Consider the following 22,239-nt stretch of genomic DNA (forward strand, 5'->3'; position numbering starts at 1 on the left):
GGTACGCTGCGCAGCTATCACCTTTTTTCTTGTACACCTTAATACGACGGAAAATGGTGGAAAAAGATCGCAATTTTTTTGAAAAATTTTATGTAAGTGAAAAAACCTCCCATTGACGGGAGATTTTTTCATACCAAAAAAGCTGCCGAGGGCATTCCCGACAGCTAATGAAACAATGGCAACGATCTTCAGTTGTTTCTCACTGGTGGGCAGGTAAGCGACTTTCCGTTGTCTTTCGGCCCAAGTCCGATGATGTACGGTACCGCTACACGGCTCCACTCTACTGGATTCGGTGCGGTGTCCACATCTTCTGGTGAGCATGAATGGAGCATGGCAGTATCGATACTGCCTCCTGGATCAAGCGTCACGGCGGCCATTCCCTCAGGCAATTCGGCTGCCAATGATTGCGTCAATCCTTCGATGGCGAATTTCGAAGCGCAGTACGGCGATAAAAACGCTTCCCCGTGTCTTCCCCAGTACGAGCTAATATTGACGACGACTCCGCCATTTGCGCGCTGAACCATAAACGGTAAAAAAGCGCGAATTACATAGAAGACGCCATTCACATTGATGTCCATTACTCTCGAAAACTCATTTGCCGCTAGACCAATGACTGGGCTGTTCCGGTTTATAATAGAAGCATTATTAATCAACAGATCGGGAACGCCCACCTCGGCTCTGACTTCCTCTGCCCACTTTTCCACTTGCTCCATGATCGAAACATCGACGACAGAAAAATGATGCTGTTCTCCGAATTGATGACGCAATCCTTGCACCTCTTTTTCCGAACGACCGCAGCCTGCAACTGTCCAGCCTGCTTCGTGAAAACGCTCGACCATCTCCCTGCCCAACCCACGTGTCACGCCTGTAATCAATACCAGCTTGTTCAATTTCTCTCCCCCTCCATTATTATACTTAATAAACATTTTAGTATAATAACAAAAGGGAATCAATCCCAATAAATTTGAGTTGGGGCTGTAGTGGTGGGGAGGAAACAGGAGAAAACGCTCAGATTCTAGGTCCACCCACTGGGAGATTGACTGCCCGACTCCATGCAAAAAGCGAAACCGCGTCCAAAGTAGTTCTTTCAGGATGTGTTTCAGAGGTGGACGCTTAAGAGCGTGTTTCGCTTTTTGCATTGCGTCTCGGTCGGTGTCCCTAAGATCTTCGCTTTTTTCTCCTGTTTCCTCTACGAGCTTTCCATGTAAATCGGTTTTTAAAAGTCTTAAAAGAATGTAAGATGCCATCAGTAACGACAGAGAAGAATATTTCCAGGCGTAGCGACTTGTGGAGTCCTACCGAGCGGAGAAGGGATTCGCGGGCAACAGAAACGCAACCGTGCCCATACGGCGTAGCGGCTACCACTTTTGCGTTTCCCCGCGAATCCCTTCGGAGCGGACAGTCTTAACCCTCAGATGGACGGAGCCTGGAGCCTGGAGCCTAGACTGGAAATATTCTTCTCTTCACTACAGCCCCATTTCAAGTCCGTCAAAAAAGACGCCCGTTACCGGGCGCCTCGTGATGTTTCGTACTTTCTTATTTGTAAGTGTCGTAAGCGTTGGTCAACAAGCCAGCGATTGTCGCCAGTTCATTGTTCTCGATCTGATGACGCTCGACCATGGTCATGATTTTGCCATCTTTCATGATCGCGAAGGATGGGGAAGACGGAGCATAGCCTTCGAAATACTCACGTGCTTTTGCAGTCGCTTCCTTGTCTTGACCTGCGAATACAGTGAAGATGTTATCCGGCTTTGTAGCGTGATTCAAGGAATGTACAACTGCTGGACGAGCGAGTCCTGCTGCGCAGCCACAAACCGAGTTCACGACAACAAGTGTCAGGCCTTTTGCATTTGGCAGTGCTTGCTCTACTTCTTCAGCAGTGCGAAGCTCTTGAAAACCGTTGCGAGTCAACTCATCGCGCATTGGTTGAATTACTTGGCTCATATACGCTTCATAAGACATCATTGGGCAATCTCTCCTTTATATCACGTGTTCAACTTACTTATTATTATACCCCGACTGCGCCTACCCGAGAAAGCAGAAGCTACACTTCCATCAAAATGGTAAGAATCATTGGGTTACGGCCTGTTTTTTCATAAATGAATGGTTTAATCACTTCATTAATCTGTGACTTCAGCTCAGACCATTCCTTGATTTTCTTATCTAATGCTTCCTGAAGACGTCCACGAACGAGCTGTGTCGCTTCCTGAATCAAGGATTCAGAGCCGCGTACGTATACGAAGCCGCGGCTCACGATATCTGGGCCCGTCAAAATTTTGAAGTTCTTCATATCCAGGCTGACAACCACGACCATCAAGCCATCCTCAGCCAAATGCTTACGGTCGCGCAGGACGATATTGCCCACATCGCCGATACCACTGCCATCAATGAGGACAATCCCTGCTTGTACTTTACTGAGCCACGCTTTTTCGCGGTTACAATTCAGCACTTCGCCGTTGTCCATAATAAAGATGTTGCTCTCCTCGATCCCAACCTGTTGGGCCAGCTTGGAGTGAGTCTTGAGCATCCGATATTCCCCATGGATCGGAATGAAATATTTCGGACGAATAAAGTTGAGCATGAGCTTCAACTCTTCGCTGCTACCATGACCGGATGCGTGAATATCAAATTCGTGACTCAATACTACGTTGGCACCTGCACGATACAGCTTGTCTATCGTACGGCTTACGTTGATCGTATTGCCTGGAATCGGGGATGCAGAAATGATCACCGTATCTTCCGGATAAATGGAAACCGTGCGATGGGAACCAGATGCAATCCGAGTCAACGCTGCCATCGGCTCACCTTGACTGCCTGTGCAAATAATCAGTACTTGGTTGTCCGCGTAGTTGTCGATGTGCTTAATATCAATCAGCATGCCCTCTGGCATCTGGATATAGCCCAGCTCTTGACCAATCAAGAAAACCTTTTCCATACTGCGGCCAATAACCGCCACTTTGCGATTGCACTGCTCTGCAGCATCTACCACCTGTTGCAGGCGATGCACGTTGGAAGCGAAGGTAGCCAGAATGATGCGTCCACGCGCTTTGCGTACCACATCGAGAATCCCTTCCCCTACCGACCTCTCTGACATCGTAAATCCAGGGCGCTCACTGTTCGTACTATCAGACAAAAGCGCCAAAACGTCCCCGCTCGCACCAAAGCGTGCAATTTTTCCGTACTCCGTTGTTTGTCCGACTGGTGTCATGTCAAACTTGAAGTCACCTGTGTGTATGACCATTCCCTCTGGTGTATGGAGCACAATTCCCAGGGAGTCTGGAATACTGTGGTTCGTCCGGAAGAATGTCGCCTTCAGCTTCGCAAAAGGAATTTCCGTATCTTCCGAAATCGGAATCAGCTTCACTTCATTTTGCAAACGGTGCTCTTCCAGCTTCGCCTTGACCAAGCCCAGGGTCAGACGACCACCGTAAATCGGCACCTTGATTTGTCGTAAAATATAAGGAATCGCACCAATGTGATCCTCATGTCCGTGCGTTAACAAAAGTGCTTTGATCTTGTGCTGGTTGTCCACTAAATAGGAAACATCCGGGATAACCAGATCAATACCGAACATTTCATTTTCAGGGAATTTAACCCCACAGTCAATGATGATGATTTCGTCCTCATACTCGACGCAGTACATATTTTTTCCGATCTCGCCGAGGCCGCCCATCGCGAAAATCTTAACGTCGCTCAATCTCTTTCCTCCTAACATCGTCGTGCATGATTATGGGAATCCGAACCAAGCATGCCATTCTTATTATATCACAACGTAAGACGTTCGTTTCACCCAGTCTTGTCTATTCCACACATTCATCTTCGGTCAATAATCGAATACTGATACTCCAAATCGGCAACTCGTTCATCCGTAACGACACTTGCTCTCGCCAGAAGTCGCGCTTCGCATAAGAATCACCCGTCCATACCTCCGTTATTTCTCCTGAAGAGTGCCAGGAACGCCAAATAAGGGAATGAGCAAGTAATGCATCCAATACCTCCCGCACTTCATTATCATTATTTTCCACGAATGACATTCCGAAAAGTCTTCAAAATACATGGCAAGCCATTTCGAAAAGGAGAGGGATAAGCAAGTGCAGACCGCTCGTCGCCTATTTCGCTACCGGAACATGATGCCCCTTCTCTCTACCGTACTTTTCCTGCTCCTATTTCAGCCGTTCCCTACCTATGCCCAGCCGTCCTATGCAAAATGGGGCAGGCTCGCGATGCAGGAAACGATGAAGCGATATCCAAACGCTCAAATTGTCGACTACCTGCACGTCGGACGAAAACAAAAAACGCCCACCACGTCGGAAGAGACGTTTAAGCTCTTGCTTCAAGAAAGCAATCGCAGGTGGGCGTTACTCGTTCATATTGAATTTGTAAATCAGACAGAAAAAGTCGTAAACATCTCCTATGAGGAGACCAGCTAGTCAGCGAGCTGTTCCATCTCTTTCATCATGACTTCCAGTTCCATGTTAGCTGCCATCCCGTACGCGCGGCGCATGTTTCCATCTCCATCCACCAGGAACATGCGAGCCGTATGGGAATAAGAACCATCTGGCTCCTTAATGACCATCAAACCAAAATCCTTCGTGACTTTCTCTACAGCCTGAGCATCCCCACGGAGGAACTTCCAGCCACTCTGATCTGCCTTGAACTTGGCTGCATACTCCTGCAAGACTTCCGGTGTATCGTTATCAGGGTCAAAGGAAATAGAAACAAACTCCACTTTGTCTTTGAACAGTCCCTTTTCCTTCAACTGTTCTTGCAGCTTGGCCATGTTGTACGTGGTCGCCGGACAAATATCCGGGCACTTGGTAAACATAAACTCTACCAGTCGTACCTTGCCAGCACTTTTATTAAATGTATAGGTTGTTCCGTCACTGTTGTCTAAGGTGAAGTCCGCGATGGGCTTCAACACTTCGATCTTCTCATGTGTCATGTACTTATAACCAAATACTCCGACGATAGCCAAAATGATAATACCAGCTAACACAGGAAACCAATGCTTCTTCATCGCAGATTCCTGCTGCAATTGTGTTCCTTCACTCACGGGTCGCTTCCTCCCTGCTTGTCCCATGCGTGATGCCTCCTGATTACACACGGGAGGCATTCACACTGTTACTTAAACTTCTTATTGTTCCACTTCACCTGGCCATGCGAGCATGCCGCCAACCATATTTGCCACGTCATATCCTTGTTCACTCAAATACGCTGTAGCATTATGGCTTCTGGCACCACTACGGCAAACCATCACAATCGGAATGTCCCTATCCAGCTCATCAATACGATGTGGCAAAAAGCCGAGCGGGATCAGCTTTGCCTCTTTGATGTGACCTGCATTCCACTCATCGACTTCGCGTACATCAATGACTTGCAGTTCCTCATTGGCTTCCAGCTTTTCCAACAGCTCTTGTGGTGTCATTTCCTTTACTCCATGGCTCATCGCTATTTATCCTCCTATATGTACGATCAGATCAGTTGTAACCACCTCCATGATATCATACGCTTTTTTACTTTTCTAACGCGAAGAGCACTTGGCTTCCCCATGCATCCGTGCTCCCTATTTTCTACCATTATCTCCTATTTCACTGCGGTAATAGCCACATGGGATGTGAACAGCCTGAGACAAAACCGTTACAAATTAATGGCATGAGTGAACACCTTTCATCCATATATACATAAAAACCTCCCTGATAACTGTATATTTCACATTGACAGCAAGGATTTATTTTCATACAATTACGACAACAATTATTTTCATCAAGAGCGGTGGAGGGACAGGCCCTACGAAACCCGGCAACCAGCAGGCTAGCTGCATGGTGCCAATTCCTGCAGAATCCAGTGATTCTGAGAGATGAACACAAGCCCGTGCATGATGGAGCTTCTTCTTCTCAGGAGAATGCTCCGTTTTTTTATTAGCCGATCCCCATAGTAAAAGGAGAGATGGACATGTCCGATCAACAACAATGGAAGCCAGAAACACTTGCAGTACATGGTGGGCAGGAGGTTGACCCTGTAACAGGCTCACGTGCTGTTCCGATCTATCAGACGACCTCCTATGTTTTTCGCGATACAGAGCATGCAGCGAATCTGTTTGGTTTAAAAGAGTTTGGGAACATCTATACACGCATCATGAATCCCACGCAGGATGTGTTTGAGAAGCGTGTTGCCCTGCTCGAAGGTGGTGTTGGTGCACTCGCGACCGCATCCGGGCAAGCTGCCATTACATTCGCCATCTTAAATATTGCCCATGCAGGAGACGAGATCGTCGCTTCCAGCAGCCTCTACGGCGGTACCTACAACCTGTTCGCCCACACTCTTCCCCGCCTCGGAATCAAGGTTCATTTTGCAGATCAATCTAACCCGGAAAATTTCCGCGCTTATATCAACGAAAAGACAAAAGCCGTGTTTTGCGAGACCATCGGCAACCCGCGCATTGATGTCGCTGATATCGAGGCGATCGCCCATATTGCTCACGAAAATGGCGTACCTTTGATCGTGGACAACACCTTTGCGACCCCGATTTTGTGCCGTCCTTTTGAGCACGGGGCCGATATCGTCGTGCACTCCACCACCAAATTCATCGGCGGCCACGGAACAGCAATAGGCGGTATCATCGTAGACTCTGGAAAATTCGACTGGAACAATGGAAAATTCCCAGGTCTGACCACACCAGATCCAAGCTACCATGGCGTCGTCTATACCGAGGCAGTCGGTCCGCTTGCCTATATTATCAAGGCACGGGTCCAGCTCCAACGCGATATTGGAGCAGCAGTCGCCCCGATCAACTCCTTCTTGTTCCTGCAAGGATTAGAAACTCTACATCTACGCATTGAACGGCATAGCCAGAACGCCTTGGCAGTAGCTCAGTTCCTCACCAATCACTCTGCCGTAGAGTGGGTGAGTTATCCGGGACTGGAGTCAGACTCCCAGCATGAATTGGCACAGAAATATTTGCCAAAAGGTGCTGGGGCGATCCTGACCTTTGGAATTCGCGGTGGTGTTGAGGCAGGAAAAACATTGATCGAGTCGGTGAAACTGTTCTCCCATCTCGCAAATGTTGGAGACTCCAAGTCACTCATCATTCACCCAGCTAGCACAACACATCAGCAGATGACGGAAGAAGAGCAGGCAGCAGCCGGAGTGACCCCAGGACTTATTCGCCTCTCAGTCGGCACAGAATCAATCGACGATATTCTCTCTGATCTGGAGCAAGCACTGCAGCGTGCGTTGCAATTGTCCACGGTAGGTTGATAGCTTCGCCAGGAAACTTGAACATGCGATGCCTCCAAATGAAGAAGGACCTCTTTTTTGAGCTGCGAGGTCCTTCTTCCCTTTTTTTAGTTTTAGTTCGAAAAATATTGAATTTTAAATTCGATTTTTCTATAATACGAGCAAAGATGAAATTTTTGGAAGGATGGATAGACGTGAAAGTATTGAACATCGGAAGTGAACGGACAACGTATCGCGTAGAAATCTCGTATTCTCCTTTATTCGAAGCTGCCTTGGGAATCGCTGCCGCTACCTACGATCAATTGCATCACACGATGGAACACCCTCCTACCTACTGGCGTCAACTATTGGACGAGCTATCACCTTCTGTACGGCAAGAGGTCGACTATGCGAAGGAGCACAACACGTGGAAGACGCTTTTGCAACTGCTCGATCTTTGCCCTTTCGCTGATCTGGATTCCTTTCTCTCGTATGTCAAAGAGCTCTCAACAGAACAGCTCCGATACGAGGCCCTCCCCTATCTAGGTGAAAATATGCAGGAAACACGGCGGATGGCTGCACAAGGATGCAAGGAGAATTGCGCCGCTTTACAGGAAGCGTGCCGCGCGCACCTCTTTTTTGAATCTTATATCGGACATATTGCCTCCGTTGATGCAGAAGAGCTGCGGGGTCATATTCTCCGATTGATGGAAGGCTGGTATACCACTCACATCAAGCCGCATGAGGAAGAAATCGTTCGCATGCTAGAACGGGATTGGTCGCAAAAGCAAAACAAGCTAGGAAAGCTAAACCCAGAAGCCTTGGTGGAGTATGCGACGGGATCGAGCTACCTCCCAGAGCCTGCCGTGCCACGCGTACTACTGATTCCACAAGCGATCTATCGCCCGTGGACCGTACAGGCCGATGCTGTCGGGACGAAAATTTTTTATTACCCTGTTGCCGACGAAAATTTGCACGATGCTGTAGATCCTCATCAGCCACCCCCTTACCTGGTGCAAGCCTTAAAAGCACTCGGAGATGAGCACAGGCTACGCATGATCAAAATGCTGGTGGAAAAGGACCTGAGCCTGCAAGAGATAACAGATCAACTCTCCATGGCGAAATCGACAGTGCACCATCACCTATCCATGCTGCGGTCTGCCCATCTCGTTGAAACAGCAGGCTCCCGTTACAGACTCCGCCGTCATACCCTGGACAAGCTCCCCCCGATGTGGGATGAATTCCTGGACAGGAGCACTCCATGAACCAAACCGCGGTACAAGCGTCAGTCTGGCAGCAGCGTTCTTATCGTTGGATTCTTTTCGGTCAGCTCATTTCAGAACTCGGCGCCTCACTCGGTACCCTCGCCAATAGCTGGTTAATTTATCAGGCAACAGGCTCACAAGGTGCGGTCGGACAGATGTGGCTGCTATATTTCTTGCCGTCGCTCGCGATTCAGTTGGTAGCCGGACCGTACATCGACCGATTCGATAAGAAGCGTGTCATGATTTTTTCTCAATGGATGCGAGCTGCTGCGTTTTGTTTGTCCTTTGCGATCATTACTTCCGGGACCGAATCACTCTGGCCGCTGTATTTCACTGCCTTGATCAACGGTCTCGTTCAACCGCTGTATGTGCCAGCCAGCCAGTCGCTCCTCCCTGCTCTGGTCAAAAGAGAGCAGCTCCTCCAAGCCAATGCCTATTTGGATAGCGTCCTGCGAATTGCCTTGATTACAGGTCCGCCTTTGGCCGGGATTCTCGTGGCGAGTATCGGCGGTGAGTCAGTACTCGCATTGGTCGCGATCAGCTATGCGCTCAGCGGTTTCTTTCTGGTTCTTTGTCCAATCGCCCCAGCGGATACCGTCAACAAGAAGCAATCGTGGTTCGTCATGTTTAAGGCTGGTCTTGCGATTTTTTGGCAGAAGCCCCTTCTGCTCTGGCTTGGCCTGTACTCAGCTCTCGTCCAATTTGCTGTCGGAGTCACACTCGTACTAAACCTGCCTTTTGTAGCCGGCGAGCTACAAGGCACCTCGTTTCATGTAGGCTTGTTTTTGGCTGGCTATCCGTTGGGATATTTCTTCGGCTCCTTGCTCGTGCCTCGCTTCCGCAGTAGCTTCGGACAGCCCCTGATCATGTTGGGATCACTGGTAGTAGGCGGCTTGAGCTTTGTTGCGATAGGCTTTACCCATGAAATCTGGCTCGCAATCACCATCGAACTGTTGGCTGGTCTGTTTGCTCCTTTTTTCCAAGTACATAGCACAAGCCTGTATCAGCTTCATGTTCCTTCCGAGCTAATGGGGCGTGTACTCTCTGTCCGTCTGCTCATCGTGCGTGCGACGATGCCCGTCGGTATTTGGCTTGGCGGACAGCTGAGCGATCAGGTAGGGATGCGCCCTCTTTATATCTCTGTAGGTGCCGTCATCGTACTTGCTTCGCTGGCGGGAGTATTATTTCGAAAATTTGTAAATAACAGGATATTCCATATATAATGAAATCTGTGCGCCCCCTCAATTTTGAATGGAAAAAGGAGAATTTTCATGACTCATCCGACATTGGATAACCTTCAGCATGCTGTCGCAAGCGTCATCGTGGGCAAAGAAAGTCAGATCCGCCTATTGGTAACAGCCTTGCTCGCTCGTGGTCACGTATTGCTGGAGGACTTGCCCGGAATGGGAAAAACCGTGCTTGCCAAAACATTGGCGCAAGCGATTGGCGGCTCTTACAACCGCCTGCAATTTACTGCCGATTTACTGCCTTCTGATGTCGTCGGTCTACATGTTTTCAATCAACGAACCAGTGAATTTGAATTGCGCAAGGGACCTGTTTTTGCTGATGTCTTGCTCGCAGATGAAATAAACAGGGCCACTCCCCGGACTCAATCCGGCTTGCTGGAATGCATGGAGGAACGCCAGGTTACGATTGAAGGCGTCACACTGCCACTCCCATCAACCATGCTGGTCATTGCTACCCAAAATCCGATTGAATCGGAAGGGACCTATCCGCTGCCGGAAGCACAGTTGGACCGCTTCCTTTTCAAGCTGTCTCTTGGCTACGGTACGCGAGAGGATGCCAAAGACATTTTGCGGAGATTCCGCAGCGGCTCCCCCTTAGATGCTGTCGAGCCGGTCATCACTGTCGAACAAATTGCAGCTCTGCAACGCGAGGTCACGACCGTTCACGTCAGCCAACCGGTGGAAGACTATATCATCGATCTGACGGAAGCAACTCGCCAGCATCGCTCGGTTGAGGTGGGCATCAGTCCGCGCGCCATGCTCGCCCTGTTGCGATCCGCCCAGGCCTACGCGTTCGTTTCCGGTCGTACGTATGTCTTACCGGATGATGTAAAAGTGGTGTTTCCAAGTCTGGCAGCTCACCGCATCCGCCTCTCCATGGAAGCAGAGCTGCATGTGACGGAACAGGAAGTCGTGGAGCAAATCTTGACCAGCGTCCACGCTCCCGTCGAAGAAAGCGTGTAGCGCTATGATCACCAAGCAAACCTTTCACGTAATCGGTTTTGTCTTGCTGCTTTTCGCCGTTTTTTCGGGCCACTGGTTTTTCTTTCTGTTTGGGGGCTTTTTCTTTTTTCTCCCCGCTGCCCAAGACTGGTGGGCCAAGTCCATGTCCAAATGGGTGTCGCTCGAATGGTCCAGTGATCAAACGCGCGTCCTGTCAGGGACACCCGTGCACATTACAGTTCGCTTGCACAATCGTTCGTGGCTGCCTTTGCCTGTTACCTGGCTTCGCTTCACACTGCCGGAGCATGTCTTAGTGGAAGGCGCAGACGAGGTGCGAATCCTCAATCATCGGACGAGCGTTCGCTTGCGATTTGATCTGCCGATTAGGAAAAGTGCCACACGCACCTTGATTCTCATCCCGAATAAACGAGGTACGGTCTGGCTGACGGATGTTCAATCCGAGACATTGCCGTTATTGGGTGAGGAGCCTACCGCCATGACACTGTCCGTTTCCTTTTCCTTGCTGGTCTATCCGTTGCCTCTTGCTCTTTCTCCCGTCGTGCTCGCTAAAACGGAACCGGACGGGAACCGGCTCTCTCGTCAGCGCCAACAGGACGATGTCACTTTTCAGCGTGGCGTTCGGTCGTACATGCCAGGCGACCGTTTCAAGCACATCCATTGGAAGGCAACCGCCAAAACAGGCTCTCTGGAGACGCGTCTTTTCGAATATACAGCCCATCCAAACTGGCGAATTGTCGGGCACATCCTGCCCTCCTATGAACCAATGATGCAAAAGTATAACGATATCGCCAATGAACGGACCATCTCCTGTCTTGCGGCTTTAGCTAGCCTGTGCAGGAAACAAGCGGTCGGATACGAGCTGTATCTCACCGTGAAGCAACGAGGACGTGAGCATTTTCATTTGCCTGCGGGAAGTGGAAAAGCACACCACTTGCACGTCATGACCCAACTGGCGCAAATGCACCATTTTGTGACGACGCCACTGGAGCCTGTTCTTCGCCGGTTAGAGGGAGCACATGGGAAGGAAGCCATTCTCATTGTGACACCACGAATGGACCCATCCGTACAAGCCTCTGCGGAGCGCCTTATTCAATGCGGTCATCAGGTTGCGGTGTTGGATGTTTCTTCTGACCCTGTCATCATCCAGCGCTTTTTGCATGCTCGCTTGAAAAAAAGGAGCGTGATGATGGGATGACACTCTCGTTGATGGGCCGCTGGACGCTCGCGTTTTGGCTGGAGGCCATGCTGATGGGCGTTTGCTTGATATTGTTTGGGTATATGACAGCGGGCTTTGGTCAACTGCTCACGTTTTGCCTAGCGGCAGCGATCCTTCTCCTGGCTGGGAGCTGGTTGCACTACGGTGGTGGCGGTCGATTTATGCTCCATCTGTTACTGTATCCCCTTGTGTTTTTCATAGGAATGGGCAGCTTCTACCTCTACGATTCTTGGCTCATCGCGCTGGTACTGGCTGCTGTTTATTTTTGGCGAGTACAAAGTGCTGCCTCGGAAGGTTATCGACATGACAGTCTGCAACGGAGATTTGTTCTGGCACTGATGGCGGGCCTGATACAGCTCGTGATAGCAGTGCTTTACACCTCCATCGTTGACCCGGGTTCCTATTCGCTCGGAGCTTCTTTTTCCATGCTTGTCCTCATTACTCTCAGCTATATGTTGGTAGCAATTGGGGCGTTCGTGCTGCGGGAAGGATCACTTTCTACGAGGCTGCCCGCTCGCATTCGCTTGCTACTCGGCAGTCAAGTGCTCGGCACTCGTATTTTTTTGATCGCGGGCTATTTGGCTGTCAGCTCTATCGTACTTAGCCTCATCTATTGGATCTGGAGTTGGATAAAAGGACCTGTCAGCGCCGCACTGTATACGCTCTTTGAGCCCGTGCTTATTTTCATTGTGAAATTGTTTGAACACTTGTACGAAAGGGCGAACCAAAAACAAGCAGCGATTAAGTTAGTAACGGACAGTACAGGACAAAAACCAGATAATCCCAGCGTGCAGGTACAGCTCGGAGAGTCACTCTTTTCTGTTCTGCAGCCATACTTAATCATTGCCTTCATCCTCGCCTGTGTGATCCTGCTGGGCCGATACATCTGGAAAAAGCGCTTCAAGGGGTCGATTTCACTGGAAAAAGAAGTGGCGGCTGCACAAAATACCATATTGACCACTGTTCCTCCCTCTACCAGTGAAGAAAGCGCAGAAGATGGCTCTGCCAAATGGTTCAAACAGCCCGTTGGCCCAGAGGATGATCCCACCAGGTACGCTTACTATCAATTCCTTGTCCTCATGGAGAAGCGAGGAGTGCCAATCAAGTTGCATGAAACACCCCAAGAATTTTTCAATCGCCTGCGCGAACAGCCCTTGCTAGATGCAGGTCAACTGGATGCAGTCGCTCGCATCACACGTTATTATCAGCAATATCGCTATCAGGAACAATCTCTTCCCGAAGCGGATTTGACAGCAATGCAGCAAGCCGTACAAATGCTCGGCTCTCGTTTCTCTGAGACGTAATACCCTTCCACAACCACGTGCTATGCGTTAGCCGTGGTTGTTTTCTTTTTCTCTTGACATCGAGATCCCCCTCCGGCATAATTTCTTCAATTTTGCCCACTCCAAAATTAAATTCACCGAATGGTTAATTGAAAAAGAAAGGAGAATGCTCGGTGCAAGATTTGCCTGACTGGCTGCGTAAGCATCTGCATGTCGCATACATACCTGGCTATGAGTTTTTCTTAAGTCTCCATGTGCTTGCAAAGCCTGCGCATCACACCTCCCGCTTGCATTGGGCGGAGGAGTTGCTCACTGCTTTACCTGCCCCGTTCTTGAAAAAGCTTCACTTTTTTAGTTCCATGTCCAATCAGTTTCTCGATGCCATGGACTTCCTGGCGCCTTGGGAGGAGTGCTTTGAGCATTCTGTTGAGGCCGCATTGGAGCGTGTACAAGCGATGGATGCTGGCGAATTTGCCCAACTCATGATCGGTCCCATCTATCATCCCAGACAGCTTCACGCTTGGATGCAAGGACGTACGGACGAGATTTTTGATGAACTGAAACCGGAGCATCGGGAGCTTTTGCGCCATCCGCTCTCGACCAAGCGCAGTTTTCTCGAGTTTTGCTACGACTACCTGCCTTTTTTCCAGGCAGAAGAACGGCGGATTGAACCGTGGCTCGTCCGCGCCGTACATGAAGCACAAGAGCAGATCAAGCTTGATCCAATTCCGTTTTTGTCGCAGATACACCCGCGCTTGAAGGTGCATGAAGACTTCTTGCAATTTCATAAGGCCAAAACGTACACATTTGGCTATTCGGAGCTGGCGCGTATCCATTTGCGTGTCTCTACTTTTATCGCGCCGCATTTGTTGCTCGGCATTTATGACGACCATATCTCCGTGGGCTTATTCGTTGAAGTTCCCGGCACCAGAGCCACCTCGGTGATTCCCGCTGACTTCATCAACAAAATGAAGGTGTTCAGTGATCCGACGCGGACGGCGATTCTCAAATCATTATTGGCTCATCCTTACTGCACGCAGCAGTTGGCTGACCTGCACAACATTAGTGAACCTGCCGTTAACAAGCACCTGAATCTGTTGGTAGACACAGGCTTTATCTGGAGTGAACGGCGGGGACGGTATGTGTTTTACCGCGCGATTGCTTACCGGCTGGAACAACTCGCCGTCGATCTGCATGAGTTCATCGATATGCCTGTTCCCGAACTTATCTCTCCACCTGCTTTATCACATCCCCCAGAACGGAGGAAATAACGTGTTTCATGTCGCCAAAGCTACCTTTATCCGCAATACCCTCGTAATGATTCGTGCCTATCCGTGGTCGTTTGTCATCGGCCACATTTTTTCCGGGGTGTACACGGTGCTGTTTGCCTTCTTCGCCTATCACTATGTATTTGCCGGGCAGTTGGACGAGAATTTCGCACATCTCACCGGCTCGTCCGATTACTTGTCATACGCCATCCTCGGCGGGGCTTTTTATGCGTTTGCCGTCTCGACCTTGATGAATGTCAGCCGCTCACTCATTACGGAGCTACGGGAAGGGACCTTGGAGGCGGTTTTGCTCACTCCTTCCTTGCGCAGGGGGTATTTTTTAGGGAATGTCGCTCAACAGCTCATGCGTACCTTGTTTGAATTTTCGGTGATCGTACTTGTAGGGGCGTTGTTTGGGCTGACCCTTTCTCATACAAACGTATGGAGCGCCATCCTTGTCTGGATATTGTCTACAGGGGCTTTCTTTTGTCAGGCGCTCGTATTGGGCAGCCTCATGCTTTGGTTCCGCGATACGTACATCACACAAAACACGTTGTTTGCCGTGATGGCCTTTGTCAGTGGGGTAACGTTCCCGATTCCGTATTTGCCTGAATGGGTGCAACCACTCGGTCTCATCATGCCGCTCGCGCCTGCGCTGGATGCTTTTCGGCAATGCGTGATTCAAGGGGCGCCGCTGCATGCTGTTTCCCCACAGCTGTTTCATATGGCAGTCCTGTCCCTCGTCTATCTCGTCATTGGGGTGTGGGGCATTCGTCGGATGGAAAAACGCGTCATGGAATCAATTTTTGGATAACGAGGAGGTCAACCATCATGCTACTTGCAGAAAATGTACGCAAGGTATACCGAGTGAAGGAGAAAAAGGGCTGGTTTCGCCAGCAATGGACAGAGGTCGAGGCAGTTGCTGATCTGTCTTTTCGCATGGTACCCGGCAAAATTATTGGATTGTTAGGCATTAATGGTGCAGGAAAAACAACAACGATCAAGATGTGCTCCACACTACTCACCCCGACCAGCGGCAAGATCACGGTAGACGGCTATGACGCGGTAAAGGACGATCGTTTCGTCAAGGCCAAGGTCAATATGATCGCAGGGGGCGAGCGCATGCTGTACTGGCGGCTGACCGGGCGGGAAAACCTGCAATATTTCGGCAGTCTATACGGTTTGCAAGGGCAGGCCTTGCGCGATCGGATCGATTCATTGCTCTTGCAGGTTGGCCTGTTTGAGGCAGCCAACACCCCTGTCGAGCGTTATTCCAAAGGCATGAAGCAACGACTGCAAATCGCCCGCGGCCTGATCAATGACCCGCGCTACCTGTTCCTGGACGAGCCGACTCTCGGCTTGGACGCCCCCATTGCTCGGCAGCTTCGCAAGCATGTGAGTGAGCTCGCTTCTCAGCATGGAAAAGCCATTCTGCTGACCAGCCACTACATTCATGAGGTAGAAGAGCTTTGCGACGAGGTATACATCATCGATAAAGGAAGGCTCGTGGCGCATGATACACCGGAGCACCTGACCAAATCGCTCCACCTGGATACCGCCTTACAGGTAGTGATCCCCTCTCTCTCAGACTCACTCGATTACGATCTGCGCAGGCTGGTTCTTGATTACGGCGGTTCACATGAAATCGCAGAAACAGACGAGCAGACCTGGGAAGTGACATTACGGGGAAAAACGGATATGACGACTCCGCTGCTCTCCCTCTTGGCTGCTCACCAATCCCCTGTCTTGCGTCTCTCCACCCAACAGCCATCACTGGAGGACGTTATCCTGCACATGGCAGATCGGAGGGGGGCATGAAACAGCTAGGCAGCCTGCTTTTGGCCGAAATCATCAAGGAGCACCGCCATTCGTTTCACAGCAAAATGATCTACTTCTCGCTTTTGGTCTGGCCTGTCATCAATTTCGTGACTGCGTACTATTCGTTTGCCCCGTTTCGGATGGGAGCTGATTCCCCTCTAGCCCGGTTCATCAGTTACGAGCAGTTGCCCTTGTTCCTGCTGACTGGCTATTTAGGCTATATCTTTTATTGGTGCCTGGTGCAGTCGTCCTGGCAAATGAGCTTTGAACGGCAAGCAGGAACCATGGAAATGATCTTCATCAGCCCGGTCAACCGACTCGCTTTTCTGTATGGGCGTTCGCTTTCCTCGCTGATTGAAGGAGTCTGGCTGTTCTTTTGCTTTGCCCTGTTAGCCTTGTATTTTGTCGATGGCATTCAGCTAAGCGGCTGGTGGGCGCCTCCGCTCGCCTTCCTCATTTTGCTGGTATCAGCCATCGTCTGGGGCGGCTTTCTCTGTGTGCTCTTCCTGTTTTCACGCGATTCGAGCTTTCTGTACACCGTTCTGGATGAGCCGATGCTGATCTTTTCCGGTGTCCGTCTGCCCCCGATGGCCTTTCCGGTTTGGGCCAAGGTCATTTCCTTTTGCTTTCCCCTGACCTACGCGCTCCAGCTCATTCGCGAGCTGCTGATGGAGGGAGCGTCGTTACAAACAATGCTCCCAAGTATGGGACTTCTCGCGGCTGTTTTGCTGGTGCTCGTGACTGCGACCTTTGTGTTGTTGAAGCAAGCGGAGAAGCATATGAAAAAGACCGGGAACATGGTGATGTATTAAGTGCTAGCAGGGTTTCGGGTAGAGATAGGAGAGAATTCCTCGGGATGCGAAGTCGACGAAGCATTCGATAAAGTCAGGGGCGGCAGCCGGAGCCAGTTCTTTTGCCTTGGCTCCTCATTGCTGCCATTCTCGGATGTCATTCCAGGTCATGGTAGACGGAAGTAATTGTATGGCTTGATCCAGATTGACTTGTTCGGGGAAATCCCCTTTTTTTGCAGGCCGTAGTCGAATGCCTTCAAGCGGAGGGTCTAACAAACTGGTAAAAGCAAGCGTATCCAAATCTCTTTTAACCTACGGAACGACAGGCGCTTGGGAAACAGCTAGCGATTTTAGCCTCTTTTTCTTTTTTTCTTTTCTACTATCTTATATACAATTGCTGAAACGACAATCGCAAAAACTACCAGAACCATGAGACCAGGATAACCTACACTCCCCATAAGTACACCTCATTTTCTTAAATTTGTAATTAATTTGTATTATACAAATAAAACTACTCCATTTGGAAATAAGGAGTAGTTTTAAAGTTTATTTTTTTTTACCGACTCCTACAATCTCTATGGACCCAGTTGCACCTTTTACTGCTCCTTTTGGAGTTATGTAGTAATAAGCTACTGATGCATTAAACGGTTGATCAAATGTAGAGCTATATTGTAATTTACTACTCGGTGTCCAACCACTGCTTACCTCAAATTCAGCAGTCTTCCCAATCTTTGTTCCACCTGCACCTACAAGACCGTAAGCATCCAGCTGGATTGAATTTTGATAATGCGTTGGTGTTCCTTTCTTCACGTAAGTTGTCAGGTCTGCTCTGAAATTATTTTCCCATAAGTTTAAGCCAACATATACAGTCCCCGATATAAAAGCATTAAAAGCTGTGTTTGAATCACTTCCAGTTACTGTCCAGTTATCTGGTTGAGCGTCTGCTAAGGTTTTAACATGATTTGGTTCAAAGGCATATTTTTTAACTAATTCTGCATCTTTATCGCTAAGAACTTCTCCAACCTGATATTTATCCCCAATTAGTCTCATTATTTGTTGAGGGCTCTGTTGTACGGACGATGCAAATACAGGACTCATGCCACCCCCAGTAACCGAAACACCCAGTAGAAGAGCAGTAGCTACAGCAGATAGTAAAGACTTTTTAGCAAACATCACAAGACCTCCTAGATTTTAATTTACAGGTATATATTACCAAATTAATTTGTTTTTTACAATTCTTTAAGAATAATCGCACATTTTTAATAAGTATCTATCAATTTTTTAAACTTCCTTAGCACCGTCTAACTAAAAATATAGCTCTTGTACAGCAGCATCAACATTGTTCTTATGATTAGAGAAGGACATTCATTTTGCAGGAGTACCGTTATCAAGTTAGATTTCTTGCTGAATAACGGCCCCCTAAGTAAAACTTTTAAAGGGAATAAACTAATTTCTAGTGATGATCACCTTGAATTATAAGCACCCCCTAACAAACAGCGGATCATAGATATTCTGTATACCAAATTTCCCTGCCTCTTAAAATGTCATACCCGTGAAAATAAAAAAAGACTCCGACGAACAATCGGAATCTCCAATAATTCACCAAGGGCAAGGAATATACCCTACTCCACCGTCAACAGCTTCTCCACAAATCCCCCAATTTCTCGTTCCCGATCAATAAAATGAACCTCCAAGATCCAATCACGCGGGTGTCCGTTATGATCCGACTCACTCATTGGCTTGTGATTGTCAGGGTGAATATAGTTCACGATATCGTCCCCCTGAATTTTTTCATGCGGGAATTCGCCGATGAGATGTCCCGCGTGCGGTCCACCGTACTCCCAGCCGTATGCTTTGGCGAGCTCACACATGTAGAAAAACAGCTCGCTGCTCGTAATATCCGGCTTGGACAAAAAGTAAGCCTTGCCCTCGTCCCACGCTTTTTCAATATCGTCGCGCAGCTTTTGTTTTACCGGATCATTTCCAAGCACATACGTCCGCCCGAGATCGGCTTCCCAGTCCTCAAAAATGGGCCCGAAATCGAGAAAGACAATATCTTCGGGAGCGACAGTCAAGTTCGGTGGATTTTCTCGGTACGGAAACAGCGTGTTACTTCCCGCTCGCACAATTCGCTTATGCCAATATTTCTTGATCCCGAACAATTGAAAGGCCAGCTCGTAAATCTCTTTGTTGATATCCTTTTCCGTCACACCGCCGCGAATGATGCCCTTCTCTTCAATGGTGGTAAATAAAAACTCAGCTTTGGTCTCTGCTCCGCGCAGTGCCTGATGTCTCTTCTCCAATGATTGATTCATGATTTAATTACCTCCCACACAATGCAACCACTCGCTAATGAATAAGAACAAGTGATTTATCCATTTTTTGTAATTGGAGATGCATGTCTATTCAATCAAAATTTTTTGAGCATACCCTATCGTATATCATCTAAAGGAGTGATCATCCTTGAGAAGGAATAAATCCCGCAACAAAGGATTCAAGAAAGTAAATGGTCGTTTGGTGCAATATTCTACTCCTCATAATCCTGATCGTGAGCCTTATTCCAGGCACAATCCTCCCAGAGAAAGAAGCATGCGATGCAGAGCCTGTTGCTGGGAAGATCCTGATCGGCTGCAAAGTGTATGCGGTTGGTGCTGTGCCGAGATGATCCAATAATCGTTGATGAAAACAAGCGTCCGGATCTCCACATTCGGACGTTTGTTCATCATTCAGTTGTCCGAGCCAAACTCTCGCAATTTTGCGATAATAGATTGCTCCACATGATCATCCATAGCGATTTTTTCCTTCGCTAATGCAAGCAGCGGTTCATACTCGCCAATTAATACCGAATGATGCGCTTTTTCAAACAGCGGCAAATCATTCATGTCATTACCAAAGCAGATGAACGGCTCCCCTGCCACATCGAACCGATTCAGGGCAGCCCATTTATTCACTCCCCGATACGTGAGGTCGAGAATGCCTTCTGCCGAATGATAATGTAGCGTAACGTCGAGTTCCTTGATTCTCGCCAGCAATTCTTCATAACGGTCACACGATAAAATCAGGATTTTCAGCACGGCATTCAGTTGATCCACGTCTACGCGGCTTGCTGTCCGATTGGGATCGACATAGCTCAAAAAAGGGTGTGTCGACACACAATTATGTGCGTAATTCCACGAGTCATCGATGAAATACTGCGCCCGATAATCATCGAGAATGCTGATGATTTCATGTGCCAAACGATCCGGGATCGGCACGCAGCCCTGCAAGCTACCTTGGTGATGTGTCATCGCCCCATTCGCGCCAATGAGGAGATGGTTGGAAAATCGCTCATCTAGGACGGGCAGCATGTCGCGACACGGTCTTGCGGAGGCGAAACCTACGGTATGTCCCGCTTGTTCGAGTGCAAGCAGGCTATCCAAAATGTTCGTTGAGATCGGCCGACCCTTGAAGCAGATCGTCCCGTCCAGATCAAAAATGAATTTCATTTTTCCCACCCTTTCTAATCGCTGTCCTGTCCATCGTAATGGATAGCCATCCTGGGCCAAAGGGACAGATCGTTCAAGATGAGTGGGACAGAGAGCTGATCAGTTACTCGAACCAAGCACTAGCCAACAAGCGAATGCCCTCCTGAATATCGTCGGGAGTCAATGCTCCGTATCCTAGCAATACCGTCGGATGCTCCCTTGTATCATGCAGCCAGTATCGAGCAGTTCCGTAGACTTTTACGCCTTTTTGATAGGCACGCTCCATGAGTTCCGCTTCCGTACACTGACTTTTTACAGTCAAAAATACATGTAGCCCCGTATCCTTCCCTTCTATTTCCACACGCCCGTCCATGTAACGAGCGACTGCCTGAAGAAACACCTCTCGCTTTTCCACGTAGTTTTTTCGCATGTGCTGCAAATGCCTATGCCAATAGCCATCAGACAAATACGCCGCTAGCGTCAACTGGTCCAAGCGAGAAACAGGCTGATCGTATTCAGGCACGCGCTGGTGAAATCGCGATAACAACTCGTAAGGAAGGACGACGTAGCTGACGTTTACGAGCGGCAGCAATGCTTTGGAGAGCCTCCCCATGTAAACAACCTTTTGGGGAGACAGACTCTGGATCGAAGGGATGTAGCTCTCTTGATATTTGAACTCCCATTCGTAGTCATCCTCCACCAAATAAGAATGCGGCAAAGATTGCGCCCACAGGTTCAATTCGTTTCTTTTCTCCAAAGACATCGTCATTTTGTTGATGAATTGCTGGGAAGGACTCACGTACATGATGCTTGCCCCGCTTTTCCTCAGCTCTTCGATGGATACACCGTCTGCCTCCAAGGAAATGCCATGTACATGGTAGCCACCGTTGAGAAACGTATTTCTCGCACCATCATAGCCCGGATTTTCTACGCCAATCACATGCTTCTCTCTGTCCAGAAGCTGGACGACAATCGACACCAACTGTTGCGGGGTGGCTCCAATAATGATCTGCTCCGGTGTGGCGAGGACTCCTCTCGTTTCATGCAGCAATTTCGAGAGTTCTTTTCGCAAGACGTATTCGCCTTGAGCCAGACCCTCCACCATATACGTACGCTGATGGTAGGAAATGAGCTTGTTGCGCAGCTTATTCCACGGATGAAAAGGGAATACCCCTAGCTCGATGTTGCCATAGCGAAAGTCATAGCGAATCGGCAGTATACGAGAGTCTTCTCGTTCCGCTGCGTACTGCCCGGAAGGAGGTCCTGCTTTGTACGTCACCTGATATCCTTTTTTCGAAATGCTGCTGATGTACCCTTCCGATACCAATAGCTGATAGGCAACTTCTACCGTGTTTTTGCTGACAGCAAGCGATTGCGCACAGCTTCTGATCGAGGGGAGAAATTCTTCATGCGTGATTTGGTTACGCAATATTTCGTCTTTGATATAGTGATAGATTTGGATGAATAGTGGTTCTCCCTCTGTAAAACGAATGGCAGAAAGCTCTCGCAACGAACAGGAACCCCCTTCCTTTTTTGTTTTAGTCTACCACATATTATATTAAGCCTGAATGAACAAAAGGTCAGCGATCTGCCAGAAGGCTTTGTCAACGTCCTCGAAATCGAGTTCGGTAAACGGACTGTCAAAAGGTGTCAAGGACTCACGGTAAAAAAGGGCTCTCCTCCGACCCATGCAGTCAAAAGGAAAGCCC

Annotated in this window: 21 protein-coding genes and 1 riboswitch; of the genes, 11 read left to right on the plus strand and 10 right to left on the minus strand. The window is 48.9% G+C overall.

Going from position 1 to position 22,239, the window contains the following annotated elements; all coding sequences use genetic code 11:
- Nucleotides 1-188 precede the first annotated feature (188 nt).
- The 4 genes from E8L90_RS20830 to E8L90_RS29980 all read right to left on the minus strand — a co-directional run bounded on the left by E8L90_RS20830 (nucleotide 189) and on the right by E8L90_RS29980 (nucleotide 4,025).
- Nucleotides 189-926: an SDR family oxidoreductase gene (locus E8L90_RS20830; RefSeq protein ID WP_208759438.1), complete on the minus strand. Its 738-nt coding sequence runs from the start codon at nucleotides 924-926 to the stop codon at nucleotides 189-191.
- A 610-nt stretch (nucleotides 927-1,536) separates the two neighbouring features.
- On the minus strand, nucleotides 1,537-1,965 hold the full coding sequence (locus E8L90_RS20840) for a BrxA/BrxB family bacilliredoxin (RefSeq protein ID WP_007721164.1): 429 nt from the start codon (nucleotides 1,963-1,965) through the stop codon (nucleotides 1,537-1,539).
- A 79-nt stretch (nucleotides 1,966-2,044) separates the two neighbouring features.
- On the minus strand, nucleotides 2,045-3,715 hold the full coding sequence (gene rnjA / locus E8L90_RS20845; protein WP_016740823.1) for a ribonuclease J1: 1,671 nt from the start codon (nucleotides 3,713-3,715) through the stop codon (nucleotides 2,045-2,047).
- A gap of 85 nt (nucleotides 3,716-3,800) precedes the next feature.
- Nucleotides 3,801-4,025, minus strand: a complete 225-nt coding sequence (locus E8L90_RS29980) for a hypothetical protein (RefSeq protein ID WP_162309018.1) — start codon at nucleotides 4,023-4,025, stop codon at nucleotides 3,801-3,803.
- A gap of 66 nt (nucleotides 4,026-4,091) precedes the next feature.
- On the opposite strand from E8L90_RS29980, the gene E8L90_RS20850 reads away from it, so the two are divergent.
- Nucleotides 4,092-4,430: a YqzG/YhdC family protein gene (locus E8L90_RS20850; protein ID WP_137033543.1), complete on the plus strand. Its 339-nt coding sequence runs from the start codon at nucleotides 4,092-4,094 to the stop codon at nucleotides 4,428-4,430.
- Here the strand turns inward: E8L90_RS20850 and E8L90_RS20855 are convergent.
- Entirely contained in the window at nucleotides 4,427-5,053 is a 627-nt protein-coding gene (locus E8L90_RS20855) for an SCO family protein (RefSeq protein WP_244297331.1), read from the minus strand. The two genes, E8L90_RS20850 and E8L90_RS20855, sit on opposite strands and share 4 nt — an antisense overlap.
- An 81-nt stretch (nucleotides 5,054-5,134) precedes the next feature.
- Entirely contained in the window at nucleotides 5,135-5,446 is a 312-nt protein-coding gene (locus tag E8L90_RS20860; protein ID WP_137031155.1) for a rhodanese-like domain-containing protein, read from the minus strand.
- Between the two features lie 311 nt (nucleotides 5,447-5,757).
- Nucleotides 5,758-5,864, plus strand: a riboswitch (SAM riboswitch).
- A gap of 88 nt (nucleotides 5,865-5,952) precedes the next feature.
- On the opposite strand from E8L90_RS20860, the gene E8L90_RS20865 reads away from it, so the two are divergent.
- The 10 genes from E8L90_RS20865 to E8L90_RS20910 all read left to right on the plus strand — a co-directional run bounded on the left by E8L90_RS20865 (nucleotide 5,953) and on the right by E8L90_RS20910 (nucleotide 17,087).
- Nucleotides 5,953-7,257 carry a homocysteine synthase gene (locus tag E8L90_RS20865; protein ID WP_137031157.1) on the plus strand — a complete coding sequence of 435 codons (1,305 nt, stop codon included), beginning with the start codon at nucleotides 5,953-5,955 and terminating at the stop codon, nucleotides 7,255-7,257.
- A gap of 173 nt (nucleotides 7,258-7,430) precedes the next feature.
- Nucleotides 7,431-8,480, plus strand: a complete 1,050-nt coding sequence (locus E8L90_RS20870; RefSeq protein ID WP_137031159.1) for an ArsR/SmtB family transcription factor — start codon at nucleotides 7,431-7,433, stop codon at nucleotides 8,478-8,480.
- Nucleotides 8,477-9,703 (plus strand): MFS transporter, encoded by a 1,227-nt coding sequence (locus E8L90_RS20875; RefSeq protein ID WP_137031160.1) that lies wholly within the window; start codon nucleotides 8,477-8,479, stop codon nucleotides 9,701-9,703. Before E8L90_RS20870 ends, E8L90_RS20875 begins: the two co-directional genes overlap by 4 nt.
- Nucleotides 9,704-9,751: 48 nt before the next feature.
- The gene (locus tag E8L90_RS20880; RefSeq protein WP_137031162.1) at nucleotides 9,752-10,690 is read left to right on the plus strand and encodes an AAA family ATPase; all 939 of its coding nucleotides are present in this window, start codon (nucleotides 9,752-9,754) and stop codon (nucleotides 10,688-10,690) included.
- Nucleotides 10,691-10,832: 142 nt separating this feature from the next.
- On the plus strand, nucleotides 10,833-11,885 hold the full coding sequence (locus tag E8L90_RS20885) for a DUF58 domain-containing protein (RefSeq protein WP_244297333.1): 1,053 nt from the start codon (nucleotides 10,833-10,835) through the stop codon (nucleotides 11,883-11,885).
- Nucleotides 11,882-13,210 carry a DUF4129 domain-containing protein gene (locus E8L90_RS20890; RefSeq protein ID WP_137031166.1) on the plus strand — a complete coding sequence of 443 codons (1,329 nt, stop codon included), beginning with the start codon at nucleotides 11,882-11,884 and terminating at the stop codon, nucleotides 13,208-13,210. Before E8L90_RS20885 ends, E8L90_RS20890 begins: the two co-directional genes overlap by 4 nt.
- Before the next feature lie 152 nt (nucleotides 13,211-13,362).
- On the plus strand, nucleotides 13,363-14,460 hold the full coding sequence (locus tag E8L90_RS20895; RefSeq protein WP_137031167.1) for an ArsR/SmtB family transcription factor: 1,098 nt from the start codon (nucleotides 13,363-13,365) through the stop codon (nucleotides 14,458-14,460).
- 1 nt (nucleotide 14,461) lies between these two features.
- Nucleotides 14,462-15,271 carry an ABC transporter permease gene (locus E8L90_RS20900; protein WP_137031169.1) on the plus strand — a complete coding sequence of 270 codons (810 nt, stop codon included), beginning with the start codon at nucleotides 14,462-14,464 and terminating at the stop codon, nucleotides 15,269-15,271.
- 17 nt (nucleotides 15,272-15,288) lie between these two features.
- On the plus strand, nucleotides 15,289-16,275 hold the full coding sequence (locus E8L90_RS20905; protein ID WP_137031171.1) for an ABC transporter ATP-binding protein: 987 nt from the start codon (nucleotides 15,289-15,291) through the stop codon (nucleotides 16,273-16,275).
- Nucleotides 16,272-17,087 carry an ABC transporter permease gene (locus E8L90_RS20910; protein ID WP_137031172.1) on the plus strand — a complete coding sequence of 272 codons (816 nt, stop codon included), beginning with the start codon at nucleotides 16,272-16,274 and terminating at the stop codon, nucleotides 17,085-17,087. The genes E8L90_RS20905 and E8L90_RS20910 overlap by 4 nt, the downstream gene beginning before the upstream one ends.
- A 525-nt stretch (nucleotides 17,088-17,612) precedes the next feature.
- Here the strand turns inward: E8L90_RS20910 and E8L90_RS20915 are convergent.
- The 4 genes from E8L90_RS20915 to pdxR all read right to left on the minus strand — a co-directional run bounded on the left by E8L90_RS20915 (nucleotide 17,613) and on the right by pdxR (nucleotide 22,040).
- Nucleotides 17,613-18,239: a hypothetical protein gene (locus E8L90_RS20915; RefSeq protein ID WP_137031173.1), complete on the minus strand. Its 627-nt coding sequence runs from the start codon at nucleotides 18,237-18,239 to the stop codon at nucleotides 17,613-17,615.
- Nucleotides 18,240-18,688: 449 nt separating this feature from the next.
- Entirely contained in the window at nucleotides 18,689-19,381 is a 693-nt protein-coding gene (locus E8L90_RS20920; protein WP_137031174.1) for a M24 family metallopeptidase, read from the minus strand.
- 411 nt (nucleotides 19,382-19,792) lie between these two features.
- Entirely contained in the window at nucleotides 19,793-20,551 is a 759-nt protein-coding gene (locus E8L90_RS20925; protein WP_137031176.1) for an HAD-IIB family hydrolase, read from the minus strand.
- A 103-nt stretch (nucleotides 20,552-20,654) separates the two neighbouring features.
- The gene (gene pdxR, locus E8L90_RS20930; RefSeq protein WP_137031178.1) at nucleotides 20,655-22,040 is read right to left on the minus strand and encodes a MocR-like pyridoxine biosynthesis transcription factor PdxR; all 1,386 of its coding nucleotides are present in this window, start codon (nucleotides 22,038-22,040) and stop codon (nucleotides 20,655-20,657) included.
- Nucleotides 22,041-22,239: the final 199 nt, after the last annotated feature.

It is taken from the genome of Brevibacillus antibioticus, assembly GCF_005217615.1.
Lineage (GTDB): Bacteria > Bacillota > Bacilli > Brevibacillales > Brevibacillaceae > Brevibacillus > Brevibacillus antibioticus.